The sequence below is a fragment of the Sphingobium sp. BHU LFT2 genome, assembly GCF_018604485.1.
Taxonomy (GTDB): domain Bacteria; phylum Pseudomonadota; class Alphaproteobacteria; order Sphingomonadales; family Sphingomonadaceae; genus Sphingobium; species Sphingobium yanoikuyae_A.
In genome coordinates this window covers 1-23,319 of sequence record NZ_JAFCGW010000030.1, presented here as the reverse complement: position 1 = coordinate 23,319, position 23,319 = coordinate 1, and the positions used below count along the sequence as shown (strand labels likewise).

Below are 23,319 nucleotides of genomic sequence, written 5' to 3'. Positions count from 1 at the left end.
CTTCATGGCGGGTGGCTCCTCTGCTCGGGTTGCATGACAGCAAACCCATCATGGCACTCAGATGCCGTGAGCGGGAGCCATCCACCTCATCCGCTAAGCGGCAGGTCGCGACCAACTTACGTCATTGTGGTGCTGACGCATGAACGACCGGATTTGCTGGCAGCTGACATAACGGCTTTCACCTGTTTGGCGGTAATCGGCAGGGACCAACAAGCCTCGGATTAACTGCCGTTTTGGAAAGCCGAAGCCGTGACCGTTGCTCTTCGTAAGGCTCGTCTGCTCGCGCCGTCAGTTCTACAATCGCGGTGGGCCGCTACTCGCCAAAGGGATAGGTGTCCGAAACGCCGGTCCCTTGGTGCTCCGGCCCAAGCGGCGTCAGCGCCTCCGTATCGTCGAACCAGACATAGGCGTCGAACTGCTCTGACAGAACCGCCTCGGAGTAATGGCTCCAGAGTTCGGTGTCCGGGCGATAGATGACCCCGATGAAACGCTCCAGGCGCGGCTCCGCGAGCCGGCGCCGCAAGGCATCGTGCTTGCCGGCTGAGAGGTCGAGCAGAAAGCGCGGCTTGCCCGCATCGTGGCATAGCCGCTCATAGCTGTCTCGGCGCGAGGGCAGCACGCGCTTCACCTCCATGTCGCCGTCCCAGTCGGTCGCGGCGGCGACGGTGCCGGTATGCGTGCCGAAGCCGATCAGCGCCGTGTCGCGGCCGAACCGTTGGCGGCAGAGCTGGCCGATGTTGAGTTCGTCGCGAACGGCGCCCATGTCGGTATGGCGGGCATCGCCGATGTGGCTGTTATGCGCCCAGACGATCGCCTTGGCGTCGCGGCCCTTTGCTTCGAGGATGTTCTCGAGCGTCTGGAACATGTGCGTGTCGCGCAGATTCCAGCTCTCGGCACCGCCGTAATACATGATGCGGTAATAGCGCTCGGCCGAGGCGACCAGCCTCGCGTTCTGCGCCGCATCCAGGAAGCTGTCGCCATCGGCCTGCGCGTAGTCCGATTGCCGCGCGAGCAGCGCTCGGCACTGCTCGATCACAGCCGTCTCACATTCGGCATAGCCGCGGCGGAGCGCTGAGCGGCCATAGGTGGCGGGGTCCTTCTGCCAAGGGGTGAGGCAGCCGTACCGCTCGCGGGCGGTGGCCGCGGCGTCGGGATCGACCCGATCGAGATAGTCGAGCACGGCCGCGATCGAGCCGTGCATGTTGTACATGTCCAGCCCGTAAAAGCCTGCCCTGCGATCCATGTCGGCAACGACTTCGTTGTGCCTGCGCATCCATTCAGTCAGGGACGCGATTTCGGTGTTGCGCCACATCCAGGTCGGAAAACGCTGGAACGGCGGTTCGACGGAAGTCCGCCGGGGGCGATGCCGCACGTAGCGGTCCAATGCCTCGGCGTCGGGCCAATCGGCCTCGACCGCAACGATCGTGAAGCCATGATGCTCGATGAGATGCCGCGTGATCGCGGCGCGAGCGCGGTAGAACTCGGCCGTGCCGTGGCTCGCTTCGCCCAGCAGGACTACGCGGCGGTCCGCGAAGCGATCGAACAGCGCTCCGAACGCCGGATCGTCGAAGTCGGGAAGCGGCTCGGCTGCCTCACCGATCATGTCCGGTAGGCTGAGGTCCCGTGACGCCCCAGGCAGATGGTTCGCCGCCGAGCGACGCCCGTCCTCGGCCCAACCCTGCGCGCCGATCAGCGGCACGAACCGGACCGCGCCGAGATCCTCCTCCGCGTAGCTGCCGGTGCCCGTGCGGGTGATCTTGCACAGCGATTGCTCGCCCGCGTCGCCCACCGGCACCACGAGAGCGCCGCCGACCTTAAGCTGCTCCTTGAGCGCGCGCGGCACCTCGGGACCGCCGGCTGAAACCAGAATCGCGTCGAAGGGTGCCTTATCGGGCAGCCCGAGCGTGCCATCGCCGATGCGCAGCTCGACGTTGCAGTATCCGAGCCCCTCCAGCCGCTTGCGCGCTGCGTGGCCCAGCACCTCGTGCCGCTCGATGGCGAACACGTGCTTTGCGATGCGGCTGATGACGGCAGCCGCATAGCCCGATCCTGCGCCGACCTCGAGCACGCGATCACCCGGCTCGATCTCCGCCGCTTCGATCATGGCCGCAACGATGTAAGGCTGGGAGATCGTCTGCCCAGCATCGATCGGCAGCGGAGCGTCCTCATAGGCGAACTCCTCCATGCCTTCCGACACGAAACGCTCGCGGGGGACCTCCCGCATGGCGGCGAGCACCGCTTCATCGCGGATGCCGCGACGGGCAAGCTGGACATCGACCATCCGGTCCCGCTGTTCCGCGAACTCAGCCATGAGCCGTATCCGCTGGAGCGGCCATCACCGGCATACCGAGCGCGCTCAGTTCGGCGAGGGTCTGCTCGGCGCTGCGGTGATGTACGAAGGTGCCGCCGGCGTCCTGCCAGAGATGGGCGTTCTTCAGCTGATCGTCGACGAGGATGTCTCCGGACCGGTAGCGATTGCGCTTATCGACCGCCATCACTGTCAGAATGCGCGTGCCCGGGAAATGCTCGGCCGCCCAGCGCACCTTCTGCGGGGCAGCCCATTTGCCGCGCGGCAGGCCAGTCAGGATGATGGGATCCAGCTGCCGCACCGCTTCGAACAGGATCATCGCATCCGGCATCAGCGGCAGAGTGCCATAGAAGTCCGGATGGCGGGCGATCTCCCGCCCGAAGGCCGGGAGACCGCGACGCTTCTCGAAAACACGCGGCGGCATGCCGAGCAGCTCGGTTGCGCCGCGAGCGAAGTCGGCCAGATCGCCGTCGCAGTCGAGATACAGCTGCACCAGCTAAAACCTCGCCGGTTCGATAGGGATTGGAACCGGCGCGGGCAATGGCTCCCAACCCCGTTCGGTGATCACGTCATTGCTCTGGACGGCCTTGCGGCCCCGGCTTTGGTCAAGCGACCAGGTAATGTGATAGGTGCTGCCGTCGATCGAGACGATCAACGCCTGTAGGCCTTCGCCATCATCGACGCTCCCGACGATCTCGGCAGCCGCTTGTACGGGCAGCGGCTCATTGGCCGACGCACCCGCCTTCAGCGGGACATGATCAGCGATCACGTCGGGCCAAATTGGCGGAAATCGTTCGAGCAGCTGCGCCCGCTCCTTCGGATCCAGTTTCCAGCCCGTGACTGGCATCGTTCAGGACTTCGGATAAGGGCCCGCCGGCGGCGCCTTGTCCGCGCGGGACGTCTCGCCGCAGGCGCGATCGTCGGGTGACGGCTCTTCTCCCACGGCGCGGGCATTGCTGCCGATCTCCGCTTCCTCGCCGGGCTCGTGGGTTGGCTGGCGATGGGCGCCCTCAGCCTCATGCTCCTTCAGGGTCGGGTCGCGCAGGTTGTTCTCCGCATCCCCCTGTCCGCTATTTTCGCGCATTCTCTCTCTCCATTTTCGATTACTGAACGGTCGGAAGCGCTTTGCGGCAGTCGGCCGCGCACTCACGGCACATCTCCGCGCAGAGCTGACAATGCTCATGCTCATGGCGTGCGCATTCTTCCGCGCACAGCTCGCACACCCTCGCGCAGGTCTCGAGCATCAGCCGCAACGTCTCGACATTCTGCGCCGTCCGCCGGATTGCGAGCCGGCCTGTCGCAGCGCACACATCTGCGCAGTCGAGGCACGAGCGGATGCACTGCGCCATATCCATCTTCTCGGCGACACAGGCGTCGGCGCAAGAGGTGCACATTTCCGAGCAGAACGTCGCGTGGCGCGCCGCGGTCGCGAGCGTTTCATTAAAATCCTCGCCCACATCGGGGTGGAGCGCGATCATCTTGTGAATGGACATGGCGGCCTCCTAGATGATCGGCTTGCCGCCGGTGACGGCGATAGTGGCCCCGGACACATAGCTCGCCTCGTCGGTAGCGAGCATTACATAGGCTGGCGCGAGTTCCTTGGGCTGCGCCGGTCGCCCGAGCGGCGTGTTCTTGCCGAACTCCTTCACCTGGTTTGGCGGCATGGTGGACGGAATGAGCGGGGTCCAGACCGGCCCGGGTGCAACGCAGTTCACACGGATTTTCTTCTCGCCGAGCAGCTGCGCCAGCCCGCCGGTGAAGTTCTGGATCGCGCCCTTGGTCGTGGCATAGGGTAGCAGGGTCGGCTTGGGCGTGTCGGCGTTGATCGACGTCGTGTTGATGATGGCGCTACCCTCGCGCATATGCGGCAACGCGGCCTTGGCCAGATAGAACATCGCGTGGATGTTGGTGGCAAAGGTCTTGTCCCACTCCTCGTCCGGGATATCCTCAAGCTGCTCATAGGTCATCTGGTGAGCGGCGTTGTTCACGAGAATGTCAATACGCCCGAACGCTTCGACCGCTTTGTCGATGATGGTGCGGCAATGGTCGGCGCTGCTGATGTCGCCGGAAACGAGCACCGCCTGACGTCCCGCCTCTTCGATCCAGCGCGCGGTCTCCTGTGCGTCGTCGTCTTCATTAAGATAGGCGATGAGCACGTCTGCACCTTCGCGAGCGTAAGCAATTGCCACTGCGCGGCCAATGCCGCTGTCGCCGCCGGTGATGATCGCCTTTTTGCCGTCGAGCCGACCCGACCCCCGGTACGTCTCTTCACCATGGTCGGGAAGCGGATCCATGTCTTCGGTTTTGCCGGGAACTTGCTGTTGCTGTTCCGGGAGAGGCGGCTTTACCGCTTCGAGGGCTTCATCGCTCATTACGGGATACTCCTTGGTGCACTCGACCAAGAAGCACCTCCCGAGCGGCGCTGTTCCCGCGACAGGAGCCCAGAGAGGTTGATTGCAGCTGAACCGTGCTGCCAATGTGATTACCGGCGCAGCTGAATCACATGGATCAGTGGTGCGCTCGTCTGGGCGCGTAAAGCGACCTTTTGCTCGTCCCTCGCGGAACTCTCGGCCTGCAGTCCGGTTGCCTCGAAGAAGCATCGAAGCGCGAAGGAGTTCACCATGGCGGACACCGAGCAAGGCATCGCAGGGCCCAAGCAGGACGAAGATCTCGAGGAAGACCCCGGCATAGGCCAATCCAAGGGTGCCTATACGTCGGGAGAGGAACTCGACGTTGCGGAAGGCGATAACACCATCGAGGGCGATGTCCAGAATGATCCCCAAGCGGACGGCAGCGTCGATCCCGACCGCCTCGCCCGTACCAATCCGTGAGTAGGCCGAACGCCCCTGAGGACCGCCGTCGCACCGCAGTCATCACCGGTGCGTCCAGCGGGATCGGCCAGGCAACCGCGGAAGCCTTCGCGGTAGCTGGTTGGAAACTGGTGCTTGCTGCGCGCAGCCGGGAGGATCTTGAGACGGTGGCCGCGCATTGCCGCGACGCGGGTGCGCAAGTGCTGGTCGTGCCGACCGACGTCGGCGACGCAGAGGCGGTTCGCACGCTGGCAAGCACAGCCCGTGAATTCGCCGACCACATCGACCTCTGGTTCAGCAATGTCGGCGTCGGGGCGGTGGGCAAGTTCCTGGACGTGCCGATGGCAACCCACGATCAGATCGTCCGTTCGAACCTCATCGGCCATATGAACGATGCGCATGCCGCTCTGCCGATCTTCATCGAGCAGGGTCGTGGCGTCTTCGTGAACATGATCTCGCTCGGGGGCTTTGCGGCGGCGCCCTTTGCTGCCGCCTATTCTGCGAGCAAGTTCGGCCTCAAGGGATTCTCGGAGGCGCTGCGTGCGGAGCTTGCCGACTACCCGGATGTCCACATCTGCGACGTCTATCCTTCCTTCGTCGATACGCCGGCGATCCGCCACGCCGGAAACTTTACTGGCAAGGCGCTTTCCGCGCCGCCGCCGCTTCTCGATCCGCGAACCGTCGCTGCCGCCGTCGTGCGCCTTGCGGATCATCCGCGATCGAGCGTCATTCTCGGGGCGCCAAGTTGGGCTTCGCGGCTAAGCCACTTCATCTCGCCCTCGCTGAACGCGCGCGGCATCAAGGCGGGGTTCGAGCGCTATTTCGCTCAAGCGGAGCCAGCGCCGCACACCGACGGCAATGTGCTGACGCCACCTGGCGATGGTGCACGCATCGATGGCGGCCTTCGCTCGTCGTCTAAGAGGCGCCCCGGGATCGCGACCATGGCCGTTTTGAGCGCACTCGCGCTCGGCGGCGCAGCACTCATGATGCGCAGAACGGTGCACCGCGAATGATCCCGGATGATCCGACCTTCGAGATGCCCGCGCCTTCTGTTCCAACGGCTGTAGCTGCCGATGGAGGGCTGGAAGAGGAAGAGCTAGCCAAAGAAATCCGCGCTGGTCAGCAACGACGAATTCGTCGCCAAGAGGTTGGCTGGGTTCCGGTCCTCACGATCGCCATGCCCCTGAACCTCGTTGCTCGACGAGGTCACCTACCGCTTGCGAGGGAAGAATGCCACTGACGATCAACGGAACGGATCACGATTTCACAGGTGATCCACGAACCACGCTGCTCGACTTCCTGCGCGAGGATTGCGGCCTCACCGGGACCAAGAAGGGCTGTGATCACGGTCAATGCGGCGCATGCACGGTGCTGGTCAACGACCAGCGCATCAACAGCTGCCTCACCCTAGCCATTATGCACGAAGGCGACGCAGTGACGACGATCGAGGGCTTCGGCAGCCCTGACGACCTCGATCCGCTTCAGGCGGCCTTCGTGCGGCACGACGGCTACCAGTGCGGCTACTGCACGCCCGGCCAAATCTGCTCGGCCAAGGCCATGATCGATGAAGCCGCGAACGGCTGGGCAAGCTTCGTTAGCGCCGACCTCTCCGGGCCCCCGACTCTCACCGCAGAGGAGATACGCGAGCGGATGAGCGGTAACCTGTGTCGCTGCGGTGCCTACTCGAACATCGTCGCTGCCATTGCCGAAGTGCTGGAGGTGGCGCGATGAAGGCCTTCACCTATAGTCGCGCCGAGGCGGTGCCCCATGCCTGCGAGCAGACGCGCGGCGGCGCGAAACTTATCGCTGGCGGGACCAACCTGCTCGACCTGATGAAGCTGGAGATTGAGGCTCCCGAAATCGTCGTCGACATCAACCGCCTTGCCCTTGGGGAGATCGCAGAGGCGGGCGACGGGCTTCGCATCGGCGCTCTGGTAACGAACAGCGCCTGTGCTGCCGATCTGCGCGTCCGCCGCGACTATCCGGTGCTTGCCCGGGCGATCCTTGCCGGCGCGACGTTCCAGTTGAGGAACAAGGCCACGACCGGTGGCAACTTGTGCCAGCGGACCCGGTGCTACTACTTCTACAATCGCGACCAGCCCTGCAACAAGCGTGACCCCGGCAGCGGGTGTGGCGCGCTGGGTGGGGCAAACCGCATTCATGCCATCCTTGGCGCCAGCGAAAGCTGCATCGCGACGTACCCCGGCGACATGGCGGTCGCGCTTTCTGCGCTCGGTGCGCAAGTCGAGGTGACAGGGCCCGACGGCACCATACGCACCATCCCGGTTCGCGAGTTTCATCGTCTGCCGGGCGAAGCACCGGAGCGCGATACCGTGCTGGAACCTGGCGATATCATCACCGCGGTGACCCTGCCCGCGCCCGTCGGCGGCACCCAGATCTATCGCAAGGTTCGCGACCGCGCGTCTTACGCCTTCGCACTCGTGTCGATCGCCGGTGTGCTGAAAATGGAACGGAACCGGATCGTGAACGCCTCGCTGGCCTTCGGCGGGCTCGCCCATAAGCCCTGGCACGATATGCGCGTCAACGACCTGTTGACGGACAGCACGCCCACCGACGGGCTGTTCGACGAGGCGGCAGATCTCCTGCTCGATGGCGCACGCGGGTACGGGCACAACGACTTCAAGATCGCGATGACGCGCCGCGTGCTCAAGGCCGTGCTGCGCGAAGCGACGGGAGAACAGGCATGACCCGTTCCTACATCATGGACGCGCCGGACGAGCGCAATCGGCTCGACGCCATGGCGCAAGGCATAATCGGGCGGCCACTCGACCGGCCGGAAGGTCCGCTCAAGACCTCGGGCACGGCCACTTACGCTGCCGAATATCGCATTGATGGCCGCATCGAAGGTGTCCTCGTCACGGCCACGATCGCCAAGGGCGAGGTTACGCTGATCGATGAGGCCTCCGTCCGGGATCTGCCAGGCGTGATAGCGGTCATCAGCGACGATCGGATGACTGCCCCCGCGGCGCAGGGCGGCGCGGGCAAGTCTCCGGTACGCAAGGTGCGGGAAGTGCAGTACTACGGCCAACCGATCGCGCTAGTCGTTGCGGAAACCTTCGAGCAGGCGCGGCACGCTGCCAAGCACTTGCGGGTCGTGTATAGCGAAGATGCCAGCGCCACGGTGGACGCGCAGGACCGGGCGATCGCCTTCGAACCATTCGAGGAGCCGACCGTCCAGGGCGATCTCGAGAAGGCGATGCGCGAAGCCGCGCACGCTGTCGATGTAACCTACACCACCGAGGGCCACAACAGCGCAGCGATGGAGCCGCACGCCAGCATCGCCGAATGGGATGGCGAAACGCTGACGCTCCATTCAAGCCTGCAGATGCTGCGCTTCAACCGCAAGGAACTGGCCGATGCTCTGGGGCTCGGGCCCGAACAGGTCCGACTGGTTTCGCCCTATGTGGGCGGGGGGTTCGGATCCAAGCTCGGCATCAGCCCGGAAGGCGTGGCCGCGGCCGTGGCGGCGATCACCTTGAAGCGGCCGGTGCGCGTGGTCATGCTGCGCCAGCAGGTGTTCCAGTGCGTGATGCGCCGATCGGAGACGCGGCAGCGCGTGCGACTGGCCGCGGACGATCAGGGCCGTCTGAGCGGCTTTGGGCACGAGGCTTGGGTCACCAACTTGCCGGGAGAGAAATTTGCCGAGCCGGTGTTACAGGCAAGCGAGTTTCTCTACGCGGGCGAGAACCGCGTCCTCGACCTGCAACTTGGCCGCATCCACCGCGTGACCGCCGGCTCGGTGCGCGCGCCGGGCGAGGCGGTGGGAATGCAGGTCCTCGAAGCGGCGATGGACGAACTGGCGCAGGCGAGCGGCATCGACCCCGTCGAACTCAGGCTGCGCAACATCCCCGAGAAGCACCCAAGCGAGGGCATCCCCTATAGCTCGCGCAAACTGGAGGGGTGCCTGCGTCGCGGCGCCGAGCGCTTCGGCTGGGATGCAGGCCCGCGCAAGCCCTGCATGCGGCGCGAAGGCGAGTGGTGGATCGGCACCGGCATGGCGACGGCGACTCGCGTGCACAACCTCAACGAAGCCTATGCCCGCATTACCCTGAAGGCGGACGGCACGGCCGAAGTCGCCAGCGACATGACGGACATCGGTACCGGCACGTATGCGGTGCTTGGACAGATCGCGGGCGAGATGCTCGGGCTAAGTCCTGACGCTATCGCTGTGCGCCTCGGCGACACACGCTTTCCGCCAGGCTCCGGTTCGGGGGGAAGCTGGGGCGCGTGCTCCACTGGCTCGGCGGTGTTCGAGGCCTGCGAAGGTATCCGAGCGGCGTTGGCTGCGAAGCTGGGCTGCGACGAGGCTGCGCTTACGCTGAAGGACGGGAACGCCTTGTCCGGCAACCGCAAGGTCACGTTCGCCGATCTGCTGGGTGGCGAGGACTTGGTCGAGGTCGGCCACTTCAAGCCCGGCAAGATCACCGAGGCGTTTTCCGCCGCCATGTACGGCGCGTTTTTCGCCGAGGTCGGTGTGAATGCCTATTCCGGTGAGGTCCGCGTGCGTCGCTTCACGGGCGCGTTCTCCCTCGGCCGTGTGCTCAACGCCAAGACGGCCACGTCGCAATGCATGGGCGGGATGGTTTGGGGCATCGGCAGCGCATTGACCGAGGAGCTCACCTTCGATCCTCGTGACGGCCACATCGTCGATCCCGATCTTGCCGAGTACCACGTTCCAGTGACCCTCGACGTGCCGCACCTCGAGGTGGTCCTGGTGGAAGAGCGTGATCCGGCCGGTAGCCCGCTGCAATCGAAGGGCGTTGGCGAACTGGGCATCTGCGGGGCGGCAGGCGCCATCGCCAACGCAATCTACAACGCCTGTGGTGTGCGCGCCCGCAGCTTTCCAATCACACCGGACAAGGTGCTGGCTGGCCTGCCTGACGTGTGATCGGCGGACAAGGGAGTTTACGCATGCATCGCAGTCGAAAGATCGCATTGGCGACAAGCGCGGCTGTCGGCGGAACGGGTCTTGTTACCCTCTACCGGTGGTGGTCCTTGCGCTCATGGTCCTCCACACCCGACCGTGTCGGTTACCCTCCGCTTGGCATCCCGAAAGCGCTGGCGAAGGATCTTTGGATCGTCGACGACACGATGGTGGCAAGCGGCATGTCGCTTCCCATTCGCATGACCGTCGTGCGCCTCGAAGGTGGAGCGCTGATGCTCCACTCGCCAGTCGCCTGCACGCCAGAACTGAAAGCGGCGCTGGGAGATCTTGGGACTGTCCGCCACCTGCTGGCCCCCACGACTGCGCACTGGACGCACCTGTCGGATTGGCAGCAGGCCTACCCCGATGCCAAGACATGGGCGGTGCCGGGTCTCCGCGATCGCGCGCAAGTTCGCATGTCGGAGGTGCGGATCGACGCCGATCTTCAGGATCTTGCCCCCTCAGCCTGGCAAGATGAGGTTGAGCAGGGCCTGCTACGCGGTGGCAATCTGTTCTGCGAAAGCTACCTGTTCCACAAGGCGAGCCGAACGCTCATCCTGTGCGACACGATCCAGAATCTGGAACCTGCCAAGCTGCCGCCGATAACGCGCATCATGGCTCGATTGGCGGGCGGCATGCACGCGACGACCGCGCACCATGTCCGAACCGCCCTGCGGCTTGGGGGGGCCGAGGCCAGGTCCGCCATCAAACGAATGATCGCACTGAATCCCGAGCGCGTCCTTTTCGCCCACGGCGTTCCCTTCGAGGAGGAGGCCGCTTGCAAGCTGCGCAATGCCTTCCGCTGGACAGGAGATATCATGTGACCGGCAAGACCAGCGACTTCTTCGTCGATCGCCTCAAGGCCTGGGGCGTCACGCGCATCTACGGCTATTCTGGAGACGGCATCAATGGGGTCCTCGGCGCTCTGCAACGCGCCGAAAAGGAGGGCAACGGCATCGAGTTCATCCAGGTTCGACACGAGGAAATGGCCGCCTTCATGGCGACCGCGCACGCGAAGTTCACAGGCGAACTGGGAGTCTGCCTGTCAACGGGTGGACCGGGGGCCACCCACCTCGTTACGGGCCTCTATGATGCAAAGCTGGACCACGTCCCGGTGCTGGCCATCGCAGGCCAGGCGGAAAGCACCGTTCGTGGCGCCAACTACCAGCAGGAGCTCAATCTCGATAGGCTGTTCGCGGATGTGTGCGGGTATGTTCAAGAAGTAGCGGCACCCGCGCAGCTTCGCCATGTGACCGACCGAGCTATCCGCATCGCCAAGGCTGCGCGCGATGTGACCGCCGTCGTCCTGCCCAAGGATGTGCAGGACCAGCCGTACGAAGAGCCTGCGCAGCAGCATGGATTCACACGGTCGGGGACCGGCTACGCACGGCCGATCGTCGTTCCCCAGCCGCAGGATCTTGCCCGTGCCGCCGATCTGCTCAATGCAGGCACCAAGGTTGCCATCCTGATCGGGGCGGGCGCGCGGGGCGGCGCTACGGAGGTGATCGAGATCGCCGATCTGCTGGGAGCAGGCATCGCCAAGGCACTGCTGGGAAAGGACGTATTGCCGGACGACTTGCCTTTCGTCACCGGCGCCATCGGTCTGTTGGGCACACGCCCTTCGTCCGACTTGATGCGCGAGTGCGATACCTTGCTCATGATCGGCACCGGTTTTCCATGGGCGGAGTTCCTTCCTGGCGATGGTCAGGCGCGTGCCGTACAGATAGACCTCGACCCCGCAATGCTTGGTCTTCGCTATCCCGTGGATGTCAACCTCCACGGCGATGCGGCCGAAACGCTACGGGCCCTGAGGCCGCTTTTACGGCGCAAGGAAGATCGATCTTGGCGTGACGACGTGGAAGGCCAGGTCGCGAAATGGTGGCAGACGCTCGAAGAGCGCGCCATGGCCGAGGCCGACCCCGTCAATCCGCAGCGAGTGGTCTGGGAGATGTCGCCGCGGCTCCCGTCCGATGCCATCATCACTTCGGACTCCGGATCCTGCGCCAACTGGTACGCGCGCGACTGGAAGGTTCAAGCGGGCCAGCGCGGCTCTTTGTCCGGTGGACTTGCCTCGATGGGGGCTGCGGTTCCCTATGCCATTGCAGCCAAGTTCGCCCATCCCGAACGACCGGTGATCGCTCTGGTGGGCGACGGCGCGATGCAGATGAACAACATGGCTGAACTCATCACGGTCCAGAAATACTGGCGCAATTGGGAAGACCCCCGCTTCGTCGTGTGCGTCTTCAACAACGGCGACTTGAATGAAGTCACTTGGGAGCAGCGCGTGATGGAAGGTAACCCGCGGTATCCAACGACACAGGATATCCCGGATGTGCCCTATGCGCGCTTTTCCGAGATGCTGGGGCTCGGCGGGATCTATGTCGACGACCCGTTGCAGCTTGGGTCGGCTTGGGAGCAGGCGCTAATTGCTGACCGCCCGACCCTCATCGAGGTCAGGACCGACCCTTCGGTTGCTCCATTCCCGCCCCATCTCACGCTTCAGCAGGCAAAAGGGTTCATGACGTCCATGGTCAAGGGCGACCGCAACGTCGGCACAGTTCTGGTCGACACTGCCCGGCAACTCTTTCAGGAGATCAAAAGTTAGCGTGCGACAAGGGGCAACTGGCCACGGCTCGACGGTCCGGATACGGCGATTTTGCCTCCGTCATGGCGTGCCTGCCCCTGCTGCCGAAAATCGCTTCGTCCTGTTCCCGGTCGAAAGAAGCTGGCAACAGCCTTGAGCACAGCCTTTAGATGAGCGGCGATGACTCCCATCTACCCCCGCAAGCCCGTTCGCCGCTGCGCCGAAGAGCTACGGCATTGTCCAAAGCCCTGCCCATCGCCGCCGACCCTTTGTCGCCATTCAGGCACCAGTTTTGCATCCCTACGTTCGGACCGTCCGGGAACTGGCAGGTCGCGACCAACGTAGGTTATTATGACCCTGCCAGAAAAATAGCGCCCCTTCAGGCTGAGGAAAGGCGCCCTCATCTATCCGTCTAATGTGCTTGGAAAGGCGGATTAATGGGTCCCAACAAATTGGCTGGCCGCCGCATCTTGGTGGTCGAGGATGACTATTACTTGGTGCGGGAGTTGGTAGAGCTCCTCGAGCGGGCCGGTGCCACGATCATTGGGCCTTTTGCAACCGTGGGCGACGCTCTGAGTTCGCTCGAGCGGGCCCCGGATGCCGCCATCCTCGATCTGTGCCTCGTGGATGAGACATCGCTGGCCGTGGCGCATCGTCTTGAAGAGCGGGGCACACCCTTCATTTTCACGACAGGGGCGCCGAACGAGCTTCCCGCGTCGCACGGCGCACACTCGGTCTTATTGAAGCCCGCGAATGACGCTTCCATCCTGCGAGCACTTGGCGAAGCACTCGCTTAGTGTTCGCTACGGGGCTCGTCGACGAATCTGTCTTCCGAGCCGAGTTCCGACAATCAGATGCCCACTGTTCCGCGGAGCAGCGTCGCGAGGCGGCTCATGTTGATGGGCTTTTCACACCGTGGAAGATGTCTGAGATTTTCAGGGATGGCGCCTTCGTCATAGCCGGTGGCGAGGACAATCGGAACGGATCGTGCGACTAGGGCTTCCACGGCGGGAATGCCCGACTCTCCCCCAAGGTTCACATCCACGACTGCAGCGTCGAGCTCAGCTTGAGAGCGGATTAGGTCTAGCGCTTCCCCAAGCGTGCCGACCGGCCCCACGACGCTCGCACCTGCATCCCCAAGCTCGGTTCGGAGATCGTCCGCGAGCATATACTCGTCTTCGATCACGAGAATGCGCAGGCCGCTAAGGCTGGACTCAGGCATGGGCTGACACCTCCGTCGTGCTCTCCGAAACAGGCATTGAGATCGTGCAATGCACCCCATCCGAGCCGAGCGTATAGCTCGTCTTCGCCCTCAGCTGATAGGGCAAGGCGTGCTCGATGAGCTCTCGCCCCTGGCCAGTGCCAGTCGGGCGCGAGCCAGAGGCATGCATCTCGACCCCGCTCTCCCGCCAGTCGATATGGAGCCAGGGCTTGTTGTCGGGCCCGGCCGGTTCGAACGCCCATGTGACGGCGAGCCGCGCCTGCGGCTGCCCTAGCGCCCCATATTTCACGGCGTTGGTGGCAAGCTCGTGGAGCGCCATTGCGAGCGTCTGAACTGTCGAGGAGCGGACGCGGATGCCGGCTGGCCCGTCGAGCGTAACCCGGTCGGAACCGCCGTCCATCGCGGTGAGCTCGGTGCGGATCAGTTCGTCGAAGCTGACGCGATCATGCTCGTTGAGGCGGGAGAGCAATCCCTGCACACGGGCAAGCGCATCGAGCCGATCGCGGAAGCGGCTGCGGAAGTCCGCCAGGTCGGCGCTCGCGCGCGCGGTCTTGTCCGACATCGATCGGACCACGCCCATTAGATTGCGCGTCCGATGCTGTAGCTCCGCGACAAGAACCTGCTGCCGCTCCTCCCATTCGCGCCGCGCCGTGGTGTCGGTCATCGCCCCGACCATCCGGATCGCTTGCGCACTCTCGTCGTAGAAGAAGCGGCCCCGCCCATGCAGCCAGCGGACCGAGCCGTCTGGATGAACAGTCCGGAATTCGTGATCGAACTCCTCATGCGTTTCCTGGGCGTGATGCAACGCCGCTTCCGCCCCGGGACGGTCATCCGGATGGATGCGCGCCGCCCATGCCTCGTAGCTCGGCGTCACCTCGCCAACCGCATAGCCTTCCATGCGGAAATGCTCGTCCGACCAGTGAATCTCGCCGCTAAGGACGTTCCAGTCCCACAGGCCGAGCCGGCCTACCTCGACGGCGCTGCGCAGCCGCTCCTCGCTGCGCATAAGCAGCTCCTGCGTCCGTTTCGAATCTGTTATATCGGAGCCGATGCCGCCGATGAAGTTCACTGCGCCGTCTTCGCCGGCGATGGGAAAGTCGGTGTTCCGGAGCCAGCGGATCCCGCCGTCAACAGGACGCCTGATCCGGTATTCGAACGTGACGGGCTCACCCTGGCGGACGCGGCGTATATTCTCGACCGCCATGTTCCGGTCTTCCGGGACGATTAGTTCCAGCCATGACCGGAAATTGTCACCGGTGAGCACCTCTTCCCGGCTGAGGCCGTAGATCGCTTCAAAGGCGGGTGTCAGATATTTCCACTGCATTGTTTCTGCGTCGCGGATCCAGAGGACGTCCTGCGACGCCTCCCCGAACTGGCGCAGCCGCTCTTCGCTTTCGCGCAGTGCCTCCTCCGCGCGTTTGCGCTCCCCGATGTCCTCGAACAGGATGCCCACACGCCGCTGCTCCGGCTCGTCGACGCAAAAGGCATAGACGCTGTACCAGCGGCCCAGCGCGTCCGCTCGGGCTTCGAAGCGCCTGGGCTCGCCGGTAAGCGCGATTTCTCCATAGATGTCGAACCAGTGCTGCTCGTGCTCCGGTGCGATGTCACGCATGCGACGGCCTTTGCCGTCTGCAATGCCGGTCCGGCGTTCGAAGGCGGGGTTCACGTCCAAAAGCCGGTAGTCGACGGCTGCATCGCCATCGAAGATCACCTCGATGATGCAGAAGCCTTGGTCGATCCGCTCGAACAGCTCGCGATAGCGCTCTTCGCTCGCTCCCAGCGCTATCTCGGTGCGGGCGCGGACGACCTCCGCCCACAGCCGCTCCGCGACTTCCTGGACAAGGGCAACCTCGGCGTCGGTCCAGCGCCGTGCCTCCTTCTGATGCACGCTGAGATTCACCAGCAGCTTATTGTCGACCAGCAGCGGGACGCTGAGCAGAGCACCCACTCCGACCTGTGCGACTGCGGCGAACGCTGGTTGGTCGACGAGGTGGCGAACGTCGTCGATCCGCACTGTGCGACCAGCGCGAAGGTCGTCCATAATCGGACCCTCGTGATCCTCCAGCCGCATGACCGCGGGAAAGGCTGGAAGGCCATCTGCCGACCACCCGCCGAAAATGTCGGCGATGCCGTTCACTTCGTCGAACTCCGCGAACAGAACCCGCGTCGCGCTCAGCCGCTCACCCAGGCATCGGGCCGCGACTTCGACCTTTTCACGGGCTCCGCGTTTGGCTCTCATGGCGTCGCCCAACGCGAGCAGGAAAGTCTGTCGCTCCTCACGGGCCGCCAGTCCACTGCGCGCCTGTTCCCGCTCGGCCGCGACCAGAATGCGGTCGATCACCGGACCCAGCACCATGGAATAGGTCTTGAGGAACTCGATACTCGCCTGATCGAATTCACGGGGTTCGCGTGCGTCGACCTGCAATACACCCCAAGGCCTGCGCCCAGGGAGCAGGATCGGCACGTTGACGATGGCGATGACGCCATGCTCGCGCAGGAAAGGCGGAAATTCGAACCGATCCTCACTCGCGATGTCGTTGGTGATGACCGGTTCCGTCCTTTCGATCGCAAAGGCTTCGGATGAGCGCTCGCTCAGGCTGAACCGCTCGTGCCCGACGATCCCGGGTCGCCAGCCGACGCCCGCGCGCACGAGGGCCGTATTGCTCTCGCGCTCGATCTCCAACACCTTCGCCAGGTCGGCTACCAGCGCCTCGGCGATGAGCCGACAGCCTTCGTTGAGGATCTCGTCCAAATCTTCGTGATCAAGTACGAAGTCCCCGAAGTCGGCCAGCGCCCGCTGGCGCCTCATCATCTCGCTTTGGTCGGCCATCTTCCTTGAACGCCTCGCACGCCACTCGGTTTAACAATAGCCGCGAGCAGCTTCGTGCAGGCGCGCTCCATCCGAAAAGGAGGTTGGCGTCTAGTAGCACGAGAAGCAACCGTCGCTTCGTCCGCTCCCGGCATATAGCGGTCATTCGCCCGCTTCAGCGCGAACGGCAGCTAAGTCCCAGATCTCGCCGCTATCTCCATTGATGCACGAGAAACAGGTGATTTCTGGCAGCTTCGCCCAAATGCCATCCATAAGCATGTTAGCCCATTGCTGCGCCAGATCGCGCCGTCGAGGCATGTAGGCCGCTCGGTTATAGGCAGCCTCCACCTTGCCGACCCTTGCCGGCGCAGTAACGGGTGACGCGGGCCGGTCAGGACCAGCTATCGGCGTTTTTTTTTGTGCTTGCCGCCCGCTTGTAACCGAAACATGCTGTAGCGATGGTGACGTGGCCCTTGCCCCGTCGCCCTCCCCGGACTGGCCCCGCGCGTTCATTCGCTGCGGGGCTTTTTCGTGCGCCCCCCTTGAAGAATCATCATCCGGTTTGGTAATTTTACTCAGTCCCGAGGCGCGCCGCCTTGGGATGGCGCCCTCTCAAAGAGGTCGCTTTTGTTCAACTCAAGGAGGAGCAAAATGCGCAGAATTTCGGACAAAGCCTATTATGAGCGTCGCGCCAGGACTGAGATCCGGAAAGCCAACATGACCAGCGATCCGTCAGCCAAGAGGGTACATCTCGCTCTGGCCGCCAACTATCTCCAACACGTTCGCTCAATGGAGGCGGATGTTGAACAGGGCGAAGATCTTGAAATGGCTTAGGTGTCGATCTGCCACATCGTCTTAACATACCCCTGCTCTAGCGGCCGGTGACGAAGCTCTTGCTCGTCACTCTCGCTAAACTAGCCCCGCTCTTTATTCGCTGCGGGGCTTTTTTCTGCTCGATCAACGATCCTCAAGCATCGTGTCAATCATCGCTTGCCAAATCCGATGGAAAGAAGTTTTGGCCTAATCGCCGAACCGGCCTTGCGCTATCGCCCCTCCGCCATCGCCGGTGAAAATTCAACTGTCGCTGTCAGCGTCGAACGGCGAGACTTGTCGGAGGACGTCGCCAAAGGAACGACGTTTATCGTCGCGCCACACAGCATAGTGCTTTCCGCGATGTATTGCCTGCAATTATGACGCAGCGACTTAAGCCGCGGAATCCCCAATAAGGTTGGGGGCTGGACGAGTGAGGATGTGAGCCAGTTATGCAGGACTGGCCCAAACTTCGGTTTTGCGCTCCCTGAACTATCGTTGGGCTGCAATGCTCGCCCCGCTGCCATCTCGTCCATCCCGGCCGCCGTGCCGTCGCAGCCCGGGCATGCCGGAAAAAGGAACGAGAGATGAACCATGTGATCGACCGCACAAGCGGACTTACGGATCTCCCCGAGGCCGCGACGCGCGATATAGAGGCGGCGCTGTGCGCGCTTCTGGCGGATGTCTTTGCGCTCTACGTGAAGACCCAGAACTTCCATTGGCACATGAGCAGCGCCCACTTTCGCGACTATCATCTCCTGCTCGACGAACAGAGCAGCCAGATTTCGCGATGACTGATCCGATTGCCGAGCCATCGCGCAAGATCGGCGGATCGACCCATTCGAGCGTGGCATATTCGACTGCTTCGAAGCTGCGCCATGGTCCACGCCTGCGGATCACCTCAGCCTTGTAAAGGCCATTGATCGTCTCGGCCAAAGTGTTGTCATAGCTATCGCCGACGCTGCCGACCGACGGCTCGATCCCAGCTTCGGCGAGGCGCTCGGTGTACTTGATGGACACGTATCGCGACCCGCGATCGCCGTGCTGGATGAGACCGCCTCGATGGTCCGGCCGACGATCGTGAAGCACCTGTTCCAGGGCATCGAGGACGAAACTGGCATGCACCGTTCTGCTGGCCCGCCAACCGACAATCCGCCGACCCGAGCATAGCTGAGGCGACGCGCTTCTCGGCCAAAATCTGGTCGATCTGGACATCGTCCGACAGCCGTTCATGCTGAGCCACTCATGCCGACCTATCTCCCTTTCAATTACTTCGGCCGAGTTTGCTGCGGGTCAAGATTGTTGGAAGCCTATTAAGTACGTGCCGCATCGCCCCGTAGTGCAGCAAGCGCATTTTCGTTTCCTCGCACTCGGATACCGCAGCGGCGCAAAGCGATTGCGTCGACGCTGCCCTTCGGGCGCTTCTAGGCCAATATCTGCATAGGGGTGGTGCCGATGCGACGTCGCGTTATGGTTGCGCCAACTACAGCAATTCCCGGAAAACGGTCGCGCGACGGCTTCGCTGCGCTCGTGCTCGGGGGGATGCTGCTTCTGCCGGAAGCCGGAGAGGCGCAGGTGGCGCTTCGTTTCTGGGATGGCAGCGATCCTTCCAAACACCGCAATGGCAGCATTGATGGCGGTTCCGGAACCTGGAGCGCGACCGAACCAAGTTGGACCGACAGCAATGGCGCCGTGAACGGACCAATGCGGCCCATCCCTGCCTTCACCATCTTCCAGGGCGAAGCCGGCACGGTCACGATCGACGATCGTGACGGCGCGCCGGCCGTGACCGGCATGCATTTCCTGGTGGACGGCTATCGATTGACGGGCGGGCAACTGAAGCTCGACGGCGGGCCCTATACCTCGATCCGCTCGACCGGTGGCGCAACCACGCGGATCGACGCTGAACTGACCGGAAGCGGCGGCGTCTTCTTCAACGATTTCGGCACAGTCGTCCTGACCGGCGCCAACAGCTATCAGGGCACGACGCGGGTCGATGGCGGAACGCTGATCGGCAACACCAATTCCATCCGCAACAATCTGGAGAATGGCGGGACGGTCATATTTGATCAGCAGCAGGACGGCGTATTTGCCGGGAGCGTCAGCGGCGTGTTCAGCTTCTGGGGTTTGATGAAAAAGCGTGGAGCAGGCACGCTGACGCTGGCCGGCGGCAACTTGCTTGACTGGCGAGTGGAGGAAGGCGCGCTGGCCGCCGGAGCGACCGGCTTCGGCGGCAATGTGGAAATCGGCGCGTCGGGTCGTTTGACCTTCGACGCAGGCGATCTCGCCGGGGCGGAAACCATCTATCCCTATGTCCTTACGGGCAGCGGCGATTTCGCGGTGAAGGGCGACAGCACCCTAGTGCTGACGGGCAATTCCGATTTTACCGGACGAACGGATGTGACCGGCAGCAGACTGCGGGTCGATGGCGCGCTGGGTGGCGCACTCCATGTCGGGGGCGGAGGCGTCCTTGCCGGCAGTGGCCGGGTAGGGGCAGTGGATGTCGGGTCGGGCGGGCGGCTGATGGGAATTGCGAAGGAAACGCTCCATCTCGACAGTCTTGCGCTTGGCGCGGGATCGATCGTCCAGGCGAACTTTGGCGCAGCGGGCGATCCAGCCCTGTTCGACGTCGCCGGTGATCTGACGCTGGATGGAACGTTGCATGTCGCCAACACCGCCGCGCTCAGCGATGGCATATATCGATTGTTCGACTATGGGGGCAGCCTGACCGACAGAGGATTGGCGCTCGGCACCCTGCCGCCCGGACAGGATGGCGCGACCCTGTCGATCCAGACTGCCACAGCGGGACAGGTCAACCTTGTCTCCGGCACGGTCACGCGCCCGCTGCAATTCTGGGACGGCGGCGACACGACCCGCCACGCCAATGGATGGGTGGACGGTGGCCCCGGCACATGGCGCAATGGCGCGACGAACTGGACCGGCCAGGACGGAATCGGTAGCGAAGCGGGCAAGGCGAACGGCTTTGCCATATTCACAGGCAACAGCGGCCAGGTGCTGATCGACAATGGCGCGGGTCCGGTCGCGGCCGGCGGGTTGCAGTTTGCCGTGCACGGCTATGTCCTGTCCGGCGGCCAGCTTACCTTGGCGGGCGGCGACCGGACCGTCATTCGCGTGGGCGCAGGCGGCAACTGGGACAGCGGCATGACGGCCGAGATCGCTGCAGCATTGACCGGCACGACCACGCTGGCGAAACGCGACGAGGGAACGCTGCTCCTGTCGGGCGTCAACAGCTATGTTGGCGATACGGAGGTGGAGGCGGGCACATTGATCGGCGACACCCGCTCGATCCGTGGCAACATCCGCAACGCAGCCACGCTGATCTTCAATCAACGGGACAATGGCAGTTTTTCGGGCATGATCGGCGCACTCGGCAGCGGCGCGGGCATCATGGTGAAGCGGGGCAGCGGCGTGCTGACCCTGACCGGCGCGAGCGCGCTGGACTGGCACCTGGAGGAGGGCCGGCTGATAACAGCCGCAAGCCGCTTCACCGGCAACGCTGACCTGCACCAAGGTGCGGAACTCCAGTTGGATGACGCCGGCAGCCACAACTACGCGGGCAGGATCAGCGGCAATGGGCGACTGATAAAGGCCGGATCGGGCACGCTGACCCTCACCGGCAATTCGTCGGGCTTTGCCGGCGATACGCAACTTCGGTTCGGGCGGCTGGTCGTTGACAGCACCCTGGGCGGACACCTGTCGGTGGAGGCCAATACGGTGCTCGGGGGGCGCGGCATTCTGGGCCATGTACGTATCGCTCCCGGCGGCACCATCGCGCCGGGGACCGGCATCCGAACCCTCACCGTGCAGGGCGATCTCAACCTGTCGTCGGGCAGCCGCTACGAAGTGGAAGTTGATCCGGCCGGGAGTGCAGCCGACCGGATCAACGTTATCGGCATCGCGACATTGGGCGGCACCGTCGCCCATATCGGCGCCGGCGGCACATATCGGCCCACGTCCACCTACACGATTTTGACCGCAGGCGGGATTCAGGGTCGGTTCGATCAGGTCACTTCGACCTATGCCTTCCTGACGCCCCGGCTTGGCTACACCGCCAATGCGGTCACGCTGACCCTCGACCGCAACGATGTCCAATTCAGCCAGGTCGCCAAGTCCGCCAACCAGCAGGCAACCGGTGCTGCAATGGAGCGGTTGGCGGCGGGCAATGTCGTCTATGACGCCGTGCTGATGACCGATGCGTCGTCCGCGCGAGGTGCTTTCGACCGTCTGTCCGGTGAATTTCATGCGTCGTTGCGCGCGGCCTTGATACAGAACAGCAGTCTTGCGCGCGAAGCCACGTTAGATCGGCTGCGTGGCCCCGCCGCAGACCAGCCCGGCCTCGCCTTCTGGGGGCAGGCGCTCGACGCCTGGAGCTATTGGCGAAGCGACGGCAACGCATCCCGGCTGGAGCAAAGCTCGTCGGGCGGGCTGGTCGGAGTCGAGATGCAGGCGCCCGATGGCGGCCTGCGCCTCGGCATGATGGGGGGCCATAATCGCGATCGCATGCGCGGACAGGGCCAGGCTGATGTCGACAGCTATCATGCGGGTGTCTACGGCGGCGGCGCGATCGGGTCGATCGCCCTGCGCGGCGGGCTGGGCGTTGCGCGGCAGGATGTTGCTGCGCAGCGGTTCGTCGCGTTTGCGGGATTTTCCGACGGGGTCGCCGCACGCTACCACGCGACGACAGCGCAGGCTTTCGGTGAGGCGGCCTACCGGATCGAGACGGCGGATGGATTGATCGAACCCTTCGTCAACCTGGCGCATATCCGCCTCGATGTCGGGCGGGGACAGGAGACGGGTTCAGCCGCCGCTCTGGAACTGGAAGCTGACCGGATGCGGACCAGCTACGCCACCACCGGTGCGCGTGGCGAAATGGCGCTGGCGCTGGGCAGCGCGCGGTTCGCCCTGCGTGCGTCGGCCGGGTGGCAGCATATGTTCGGCGATCACCTGCCTGTCGTGCAGGCGGCGCTGGAGGGGCAGCGTTTCGCGGTCGCGGGCCTGCCGATCGCGCGGAACAGCCTGACCAGCGAATTGCGCCTGCACACTGCGATCGCTGACCGGGTGCAGATCAGTCTGGGCTATCAGGGTTCGGCGGCGCGGAGCCGTCAGAATCACAGCCTCCAGGCAGGAATGAACTGGCGTTTCTGACCTCCTGATCACCCGTATAGTCAGCGGGTGGATGTTGCGTGCGCTTGGGCGGGTCCTGGCATATCTCTCGAAGTAGGACACGTTTCTGCCGTTGACCCTTTTGAGACGTTGAGATGCCAACTTCTGATGCTCAGGAGCGGACCGACTGCTCTTCCGGGCAAGCGAGGACTTTTCGACAATCAGATTTTGTCGAGCGCCCAAAAAATTGTTCCGGCTGATGGATTGCGCTGGGCGGCTTTCATCGTTCCCGCAGCGCCGATCAAATTCCGGTCCATGCCTAATGCAGATTATTGAATTGTTTCGCGAGCATGTTAGGCTTCCCGCGTGGGAGATGAGGACACCGAGCGCAGCAAACTGATCGAAGCGCTCCGGCAGGTGGCGGCTCATGATCGTGCCGCTCTCCATCTCGTCTATGACATGACGTCCGCGAAACTTTTCGGTATTTGCCTCCGTATCTGCGCTGACCGGGAAGCGGCGGAGGATATTTTGCAAGATGTGTACATCAAGGTGTGGAACCGGGCCGACAGGTTTGATGCTGCCCGCGCCAGTCCGATCACCTGGCTGTGCACAATCGCCCGCAACAGCGCAATCGACTGGTGTCGTAGCGCCCGACGGCCGGCGACACTTCCGCAGGAGGCCGCTGAGGACATTCCCGACGAGGCACG

General features: G+C 63.7%; 21 protein-coding genes and 1 pseudogene. 12 read left to right on the top strand and 10 right to left on the bottom strand.

Features of this window, described 5'->3' with window-relative positions; translation table 11 throughout:
* Positions 1-313: 313 nt before the first annotated feature.
* From JQK15_RS25265 to JQK15_RS25240, 6 genes are read right to left on the bottom strand one after another with little or no spacing between them, the layout of a single operon-like run.
* Positions 314-2,311 (bottom strand): protein-L-isoaspartate(D-aspartate) O-methyltransferase, encoded by a 1,998-nt coding sequence (locus JQK15_RS25265; RefSeq protein WP_214869169.1) that lies wholly within the window; start codon positions 2,309-2,311, stop codon positions 314-316.
* Positions 2,304-2,801 (bottom strand): hypothetical protein, encoded by a 498-nt coding sequence (locus JQK15_RS25260; protein WP_214869167.1) that lies wholly within the window; start codon positions 2,799-2,801, stop codon positions 2,304-2,306. The genes JQK15_RS25265 and JQK15_RS25260 overlap by 8 nt, the downstream gene beginning before the upstream one ends.
* Positions 2,802-2,804: 3 nt before the next feature.
* On the bottom strand, positions 2,805-3,155 hold the full coding sequence (locus JQK15_RS25255) for a hypothetical protein (protein WP_214869165.1): 351 nt from the start codon (positions 3,153-3,155) through the stop codon (positions 2,805-2,807).
* 3 nt (positions 3,156-3,158) lie between these two features.
* Positions 3,159-3,392, bottom strand: coding sequence for a hypothetical protein (locus JQK15_RS25250; RefSeq protein WP_214869153.1), 234 nt, complete (start codon positions 3,390-3,392; stop codon positions 3,159-3,161).
* Positions 3,393-3,411: 19 nt separating this feature from the next.
* Positions 3,412-3,801, bottom strand: coding sequence for a four-helix bundle copper-binding protein (locus tag JQK15_RS25245; protein ID WP_214869151.1), 390 nt, complete (start codon positions 3,799-3,801; stop codon positions 3,412-3,414).
* Between the two features lie 9 nt (positions 3,802-3,810).
* Positions 3,811-4,680 (bottom strand): SDR family oxidoreductase, encoded by an 870-nt coding sequence (locus JQK15_RS25240; RefSeq protein ID WP_214869149.1) that lies wholly within the window; start codon positions 4,678-4,680, stop codon positions 3,811-3,813.
* Positions 4,681-4,929: 249 nt separating this feature from the next.
* On the opposite strand from JQK15_RS25240, the gene JQK15_RS25235 reads away from it, so the two are divergent.
* From JQK15_RS25235 to JQK15_RS25200, 8 genes are all read left to right on the top strand, one after another.
* Positions 4,930-5,139, top strand: a complete 210-nt coding sequence (locus tag JQK15_RS25235) for a hypothetical protein (RefSeq protein WP_214869147.1) — start codon at positions 4,930-4,932, stop codon at positions 5,137-5,139.
* Positions 5,136-6,131 carry an SDR family oxidoreductase gene (locus JQK15_RS25230; protein WP_214869145.1) on the top strand — a complete coding sequence of 332 codons (996 nt, stop codon included), beginning with the start codon at positions 5,136-5,138 and terminating at the stop codon, positions 6,129-6,131. The genes JQK15_RS25235 and JQK15_RS25230 overlap by 4 nt, the downstream gene beginning before the upstream one ends.
* A 217-nt stretch (positions 6,132-6,348) precedes the next feature.
* Positions 6,349-6,849 carry a 2Fe-2S iron-sulfur cluster-binding protein gene (locus JQK15_RS25225; protein ID WP_214869143.1) on the top strand — a complete coding sequence of 167 codons (501 nt, stop codon included), beginning with the start codon at positions 6,349-6,351 and terminating at the stop codon, positions 6,847-6,849.
* A complete protein-coding gene (locus JQK15_RS25220; RefSeq protein ID WP_214869141.1) occupies positions 6,846-7,826 on the top strand; it encodes an FAD binding domain-containing protein in 981 nt (326 codons plus the stop codon). The genes JQK15_RS25225 and JQK15_RS25220 overlap by 4 nt, the downstream gene beginning before the upstream one ends.
* The gene (locus JQK15_RS25215) at positions 7,823-10,027 is read left to right on the top strand and encodes a xanthine dehydrogenase family protein molybdopterin-binding subunit (RefSeq protein WP_214869138.1); all 2,205 of its coding nucleotides are present in this window, start codon (positions 7,823-7,825) and stop codon (positions 10,025-10,027) included. The genes JQK15_RS25220 and JQK15_RS25215 overlap by 4 nt, the downstream gene beginning before the upstream one ends.
* A 23-nt stretch (positions 10,028-10,050) precedes the next feature.
* Entirely contained in the window at positions 10,051-10,887 is an 837-nt protein-coding gene (locus JQK15_RS25210; protein ID WP_214869136.1) for a DUF4336 domain-containing protein, read from the top strand.
* The gene (locus JQK15_RS25205; RefSeq protein WP_214869134.1) at positions 10,884-12,668 is read left to right on the top strand and encodes a thiamine pyrophosphate-requiring protein; all 1,785 of its coding nucleotides are present in this window, start codon (positions 10,884-10,886) and stop codon (positions 12,666-12,668) included. Before JQK15_RS25210 ends, JQK15_RS25205 begins: the two co-directional genes overlap by 4 nt.
* Before the next feature lie 416 nt (positions 12,669-13,084).
* Positions 13,085-13,444: a response regulator gene (locus tag JQK15_RS25200; RefSeq protein ID WP_214869132.1), complete on the top strand. Its 360-nt coding sequence runs from the start codon at positions 13,085-13,087 to the stop codon at positions 13,442-13,444.
* Between the two features lie 53 nt (positions 13,445-13,497).
* Here the strand turns inward: JQK15_RS25200 and JQK15_RS25195 are convergent, their stop codons facing one another.
* The 3 genes from JQK15_RS25195 to JQK15_RS25185 form a co-directional block, all read right to left on the bottom strand.
* Complete coding sequence (locus JQK15_RS25195) at positions 13,498-13,869, bottom strand: response regulator (protein WP_214869130.1); 372 nt, start codon at positions 13,867-13,869, stop codon at positions 13,498-13,500.
* Positions 13,862-16,699: a PAS domain-containing protein gene (locus JQK15_RS25190; protein WP_214869128.1), complete on the bottom strand. Its 2,838-nt coding sequence runs from the start codon at positions 16,697-16,699 to the stop codon at positions 13,862-13,864. Before JQK15_RS25190 ends, JQK15_RS25195 begins: the two co-directional genes overlap by 8 nt.
* 141 nt (positions 16,700-16,840) lie before the next feature.
* Positions 16,841-17,026 (bottom strand): hypothetical protein, encoded by a 186-nt coding sequence (locus JQK15_RS25185; protein ID WP_214869171.1) that lies wholly within the window; start codon positions 17,024-17,026, stop codon positions 16,841-16,843.
* Between the two features lie 303 nt (positions 17,027-17,329).
* Here JQK15_RS25185 and JQK15_RS25180 point away from each other — a divergent pair, with 303 nt between their 5' ends.
* On the top strand, positions 17,330-17,512 hold the full coding sequence (locus JQK15_RS25180) for a hypothetical protein (RefSeq protein ID WP_214869126.1): 183 nt from the start codon (positions 17,330-17,332) through the stop codon (positions 17,510-17,512).
* 563 nt (positions 17,513-18,075) lie between these two features.
* Positions 18,076-18,282, top strand: a complete 207-nt coding sequence (locus JQK15_RS25175) for a ferritin-like domain-containing protein (protein WP_353047271.1) — start codon at positions 18,076-18,078, stop codon at positions 18,280-18,282.
* 37 nt (positions 18,283-18,319) lie between these two features.
* Here the strand turns inward: JQK15_RS25175 and JQK15_RS25170 are convergent.
* Positions 18,320-18,646 (bottom strand): annotated as a pseudogene (locus JQK15_RS25170) (DDE-type integrase/transposase/recombinase); the annotation flags it as partial.
* A 384-nt stretch (positions 18,647-19,030) separates the two neighbouring features.
* Here JQK15_RS25170 and JQK15_RS25165 point away from each other — a divergent pair.
* Together JQK15_RS25165 and JQK15_RS25160 are read left to right on the top strand one after the other, a co-directional pair.
* On the top strand, positions 19,031-22,654 hold the full coding sequence (locus JQK15_RS25165; RefSeq protein ID WP_251008043.1) for an autotransporter domain-containing protein: 3,624 nt from the start codon (positions 19,031-19,033) through the stop codon (positions 22,652-22,654).
* A gap of 324 nt (positions 22,655-22,978) precedes the next feature.
* Positions 22,979-23,319: sigma-70 family RNA polymerase sigma factor (locus tag JQK15_RS25160; RefSeq protein ID WP_214869122.1), on the top strand; the 341-nt coding region annotated here is incomplete at its 3' end.

Excerpts from the sequence above, each read along its gene's own strand:
- JQK15_RS25265 (WP_214869169.1), bottom strand. The coding sequence starts at position 2,311 with ATGGCTGAGTTCGCGGAACAGCGGGACCGGATGGTCGATGTCCAGCTT.
- JQK15_RS25255 (WP_214869165.1), bottom strand. The coding sequence starts at position 3,155 with ATGCCAGTCACGGGCTGGAAACTGGATCCGAAGGAGCGGGCGCAGCTG.
- JQK15_RS25250 (WP_214869153.1), bottom strand. The coding sequence starts at position 3,392 with ATGCGCGAAAATAGCGGACAGGGGGATGCGGAGAACAACCTGCGCGAC.
- JQK15_RS25245 (WP_214869151.1), bottom strand. The coding sequence starts at position 3,801 with ATGTCCATTCACAAGATGATCGCGCTCCACCCCGATGTGGGCGAGGAT.
- JQK15_RS25240 (WP_214869149.1), bottom strand. The coding sequence starts at position 4,680 with ATGAGCGATGAAGCCCTCGAAGCGGTAAAGCCGCCTCTCCCGGAACAG.
- JQK15_RS25235 (WP_214869147.1), top strand. The coding sequence starts at position 4,930 with ATGGCGGACACCGAGCAAGGCATCGCAGGGCCCAAGCAGGACGAAGAT.
- JQK15_RS25225 (WP_214869143.1), top strand. The coding sequence starts at position 6,349 with ATGCCACTGACGATCAACGGAACGGATCACGATTTCACAGGTGATCCA.
- JQK15_RS25220 (WP_214869141.1), top strand. The coding sequence starts at position 6,846 with ATGAAGGCCTTCACCTATAGTCGCGCCGAGGCGGTGCCCCATGCCTGC.
- JQK15_RS25215 (WP_214869138.1), top strand. The coding sequence starts at position 7,823 with ATGACCCGTTCCTACATCATGGACGCGCCGGACGAGCGCAATCGGCTC.
- JQK15_RS25210 (WP_214869136.1), top strand. The coding sequence starts at position 10,051 with ATGCATCGCAGTCGAAAGATCGCATTGGCGACAAGCGCGGCTGTCGGC.
- JQK15_RS25200 (WP_214869132.1), top strand. The coding sequence starts at position 13,085 with ATGGGTCCCAACAAATTGGCTGGCCGCCGCATCTTGGTGGTCGAGGAT.
- JQK15_RS25195 (WP_214869130.1), bottom strand. The coding sequence starts at position 13,869 with ATGCCTGAGTCCAGCCTTAGCGGCCTGCGCATTCTCGTGATCGAAGAC.
- JQK15_RS25190 (WP_214869128.1), bottom strand. The coding sequence starts at position 16,699 with ATGGCCGACCAAAGCGAGATGATGAGGCGCCAGCGGGCGCTGGCCGAC.
- JQK15_RS25180 (WP_214869126.1), top strand. The coding sequence starts at position 17,330 with ATGCGCAGAATTTCGGACAAAGCCTATTATGAGCGTCGCGCCAGGACT.
- JQK15_RS25175 (WP_353047271.1), top strand. The coding sequence starts at position 18,076 with ATGAACCATGTGATCGACCGCACAAGCGGACTTACGGATCTCCCCGAG.
- JQK15_RS25165 (WP_251008043.1), top strand. The coding sequence starts at position 19,031 with ATGCTGCTTCTGCCGGAAGCCGGAGAGGCGCAGGTGGCGCTTCGTTTC.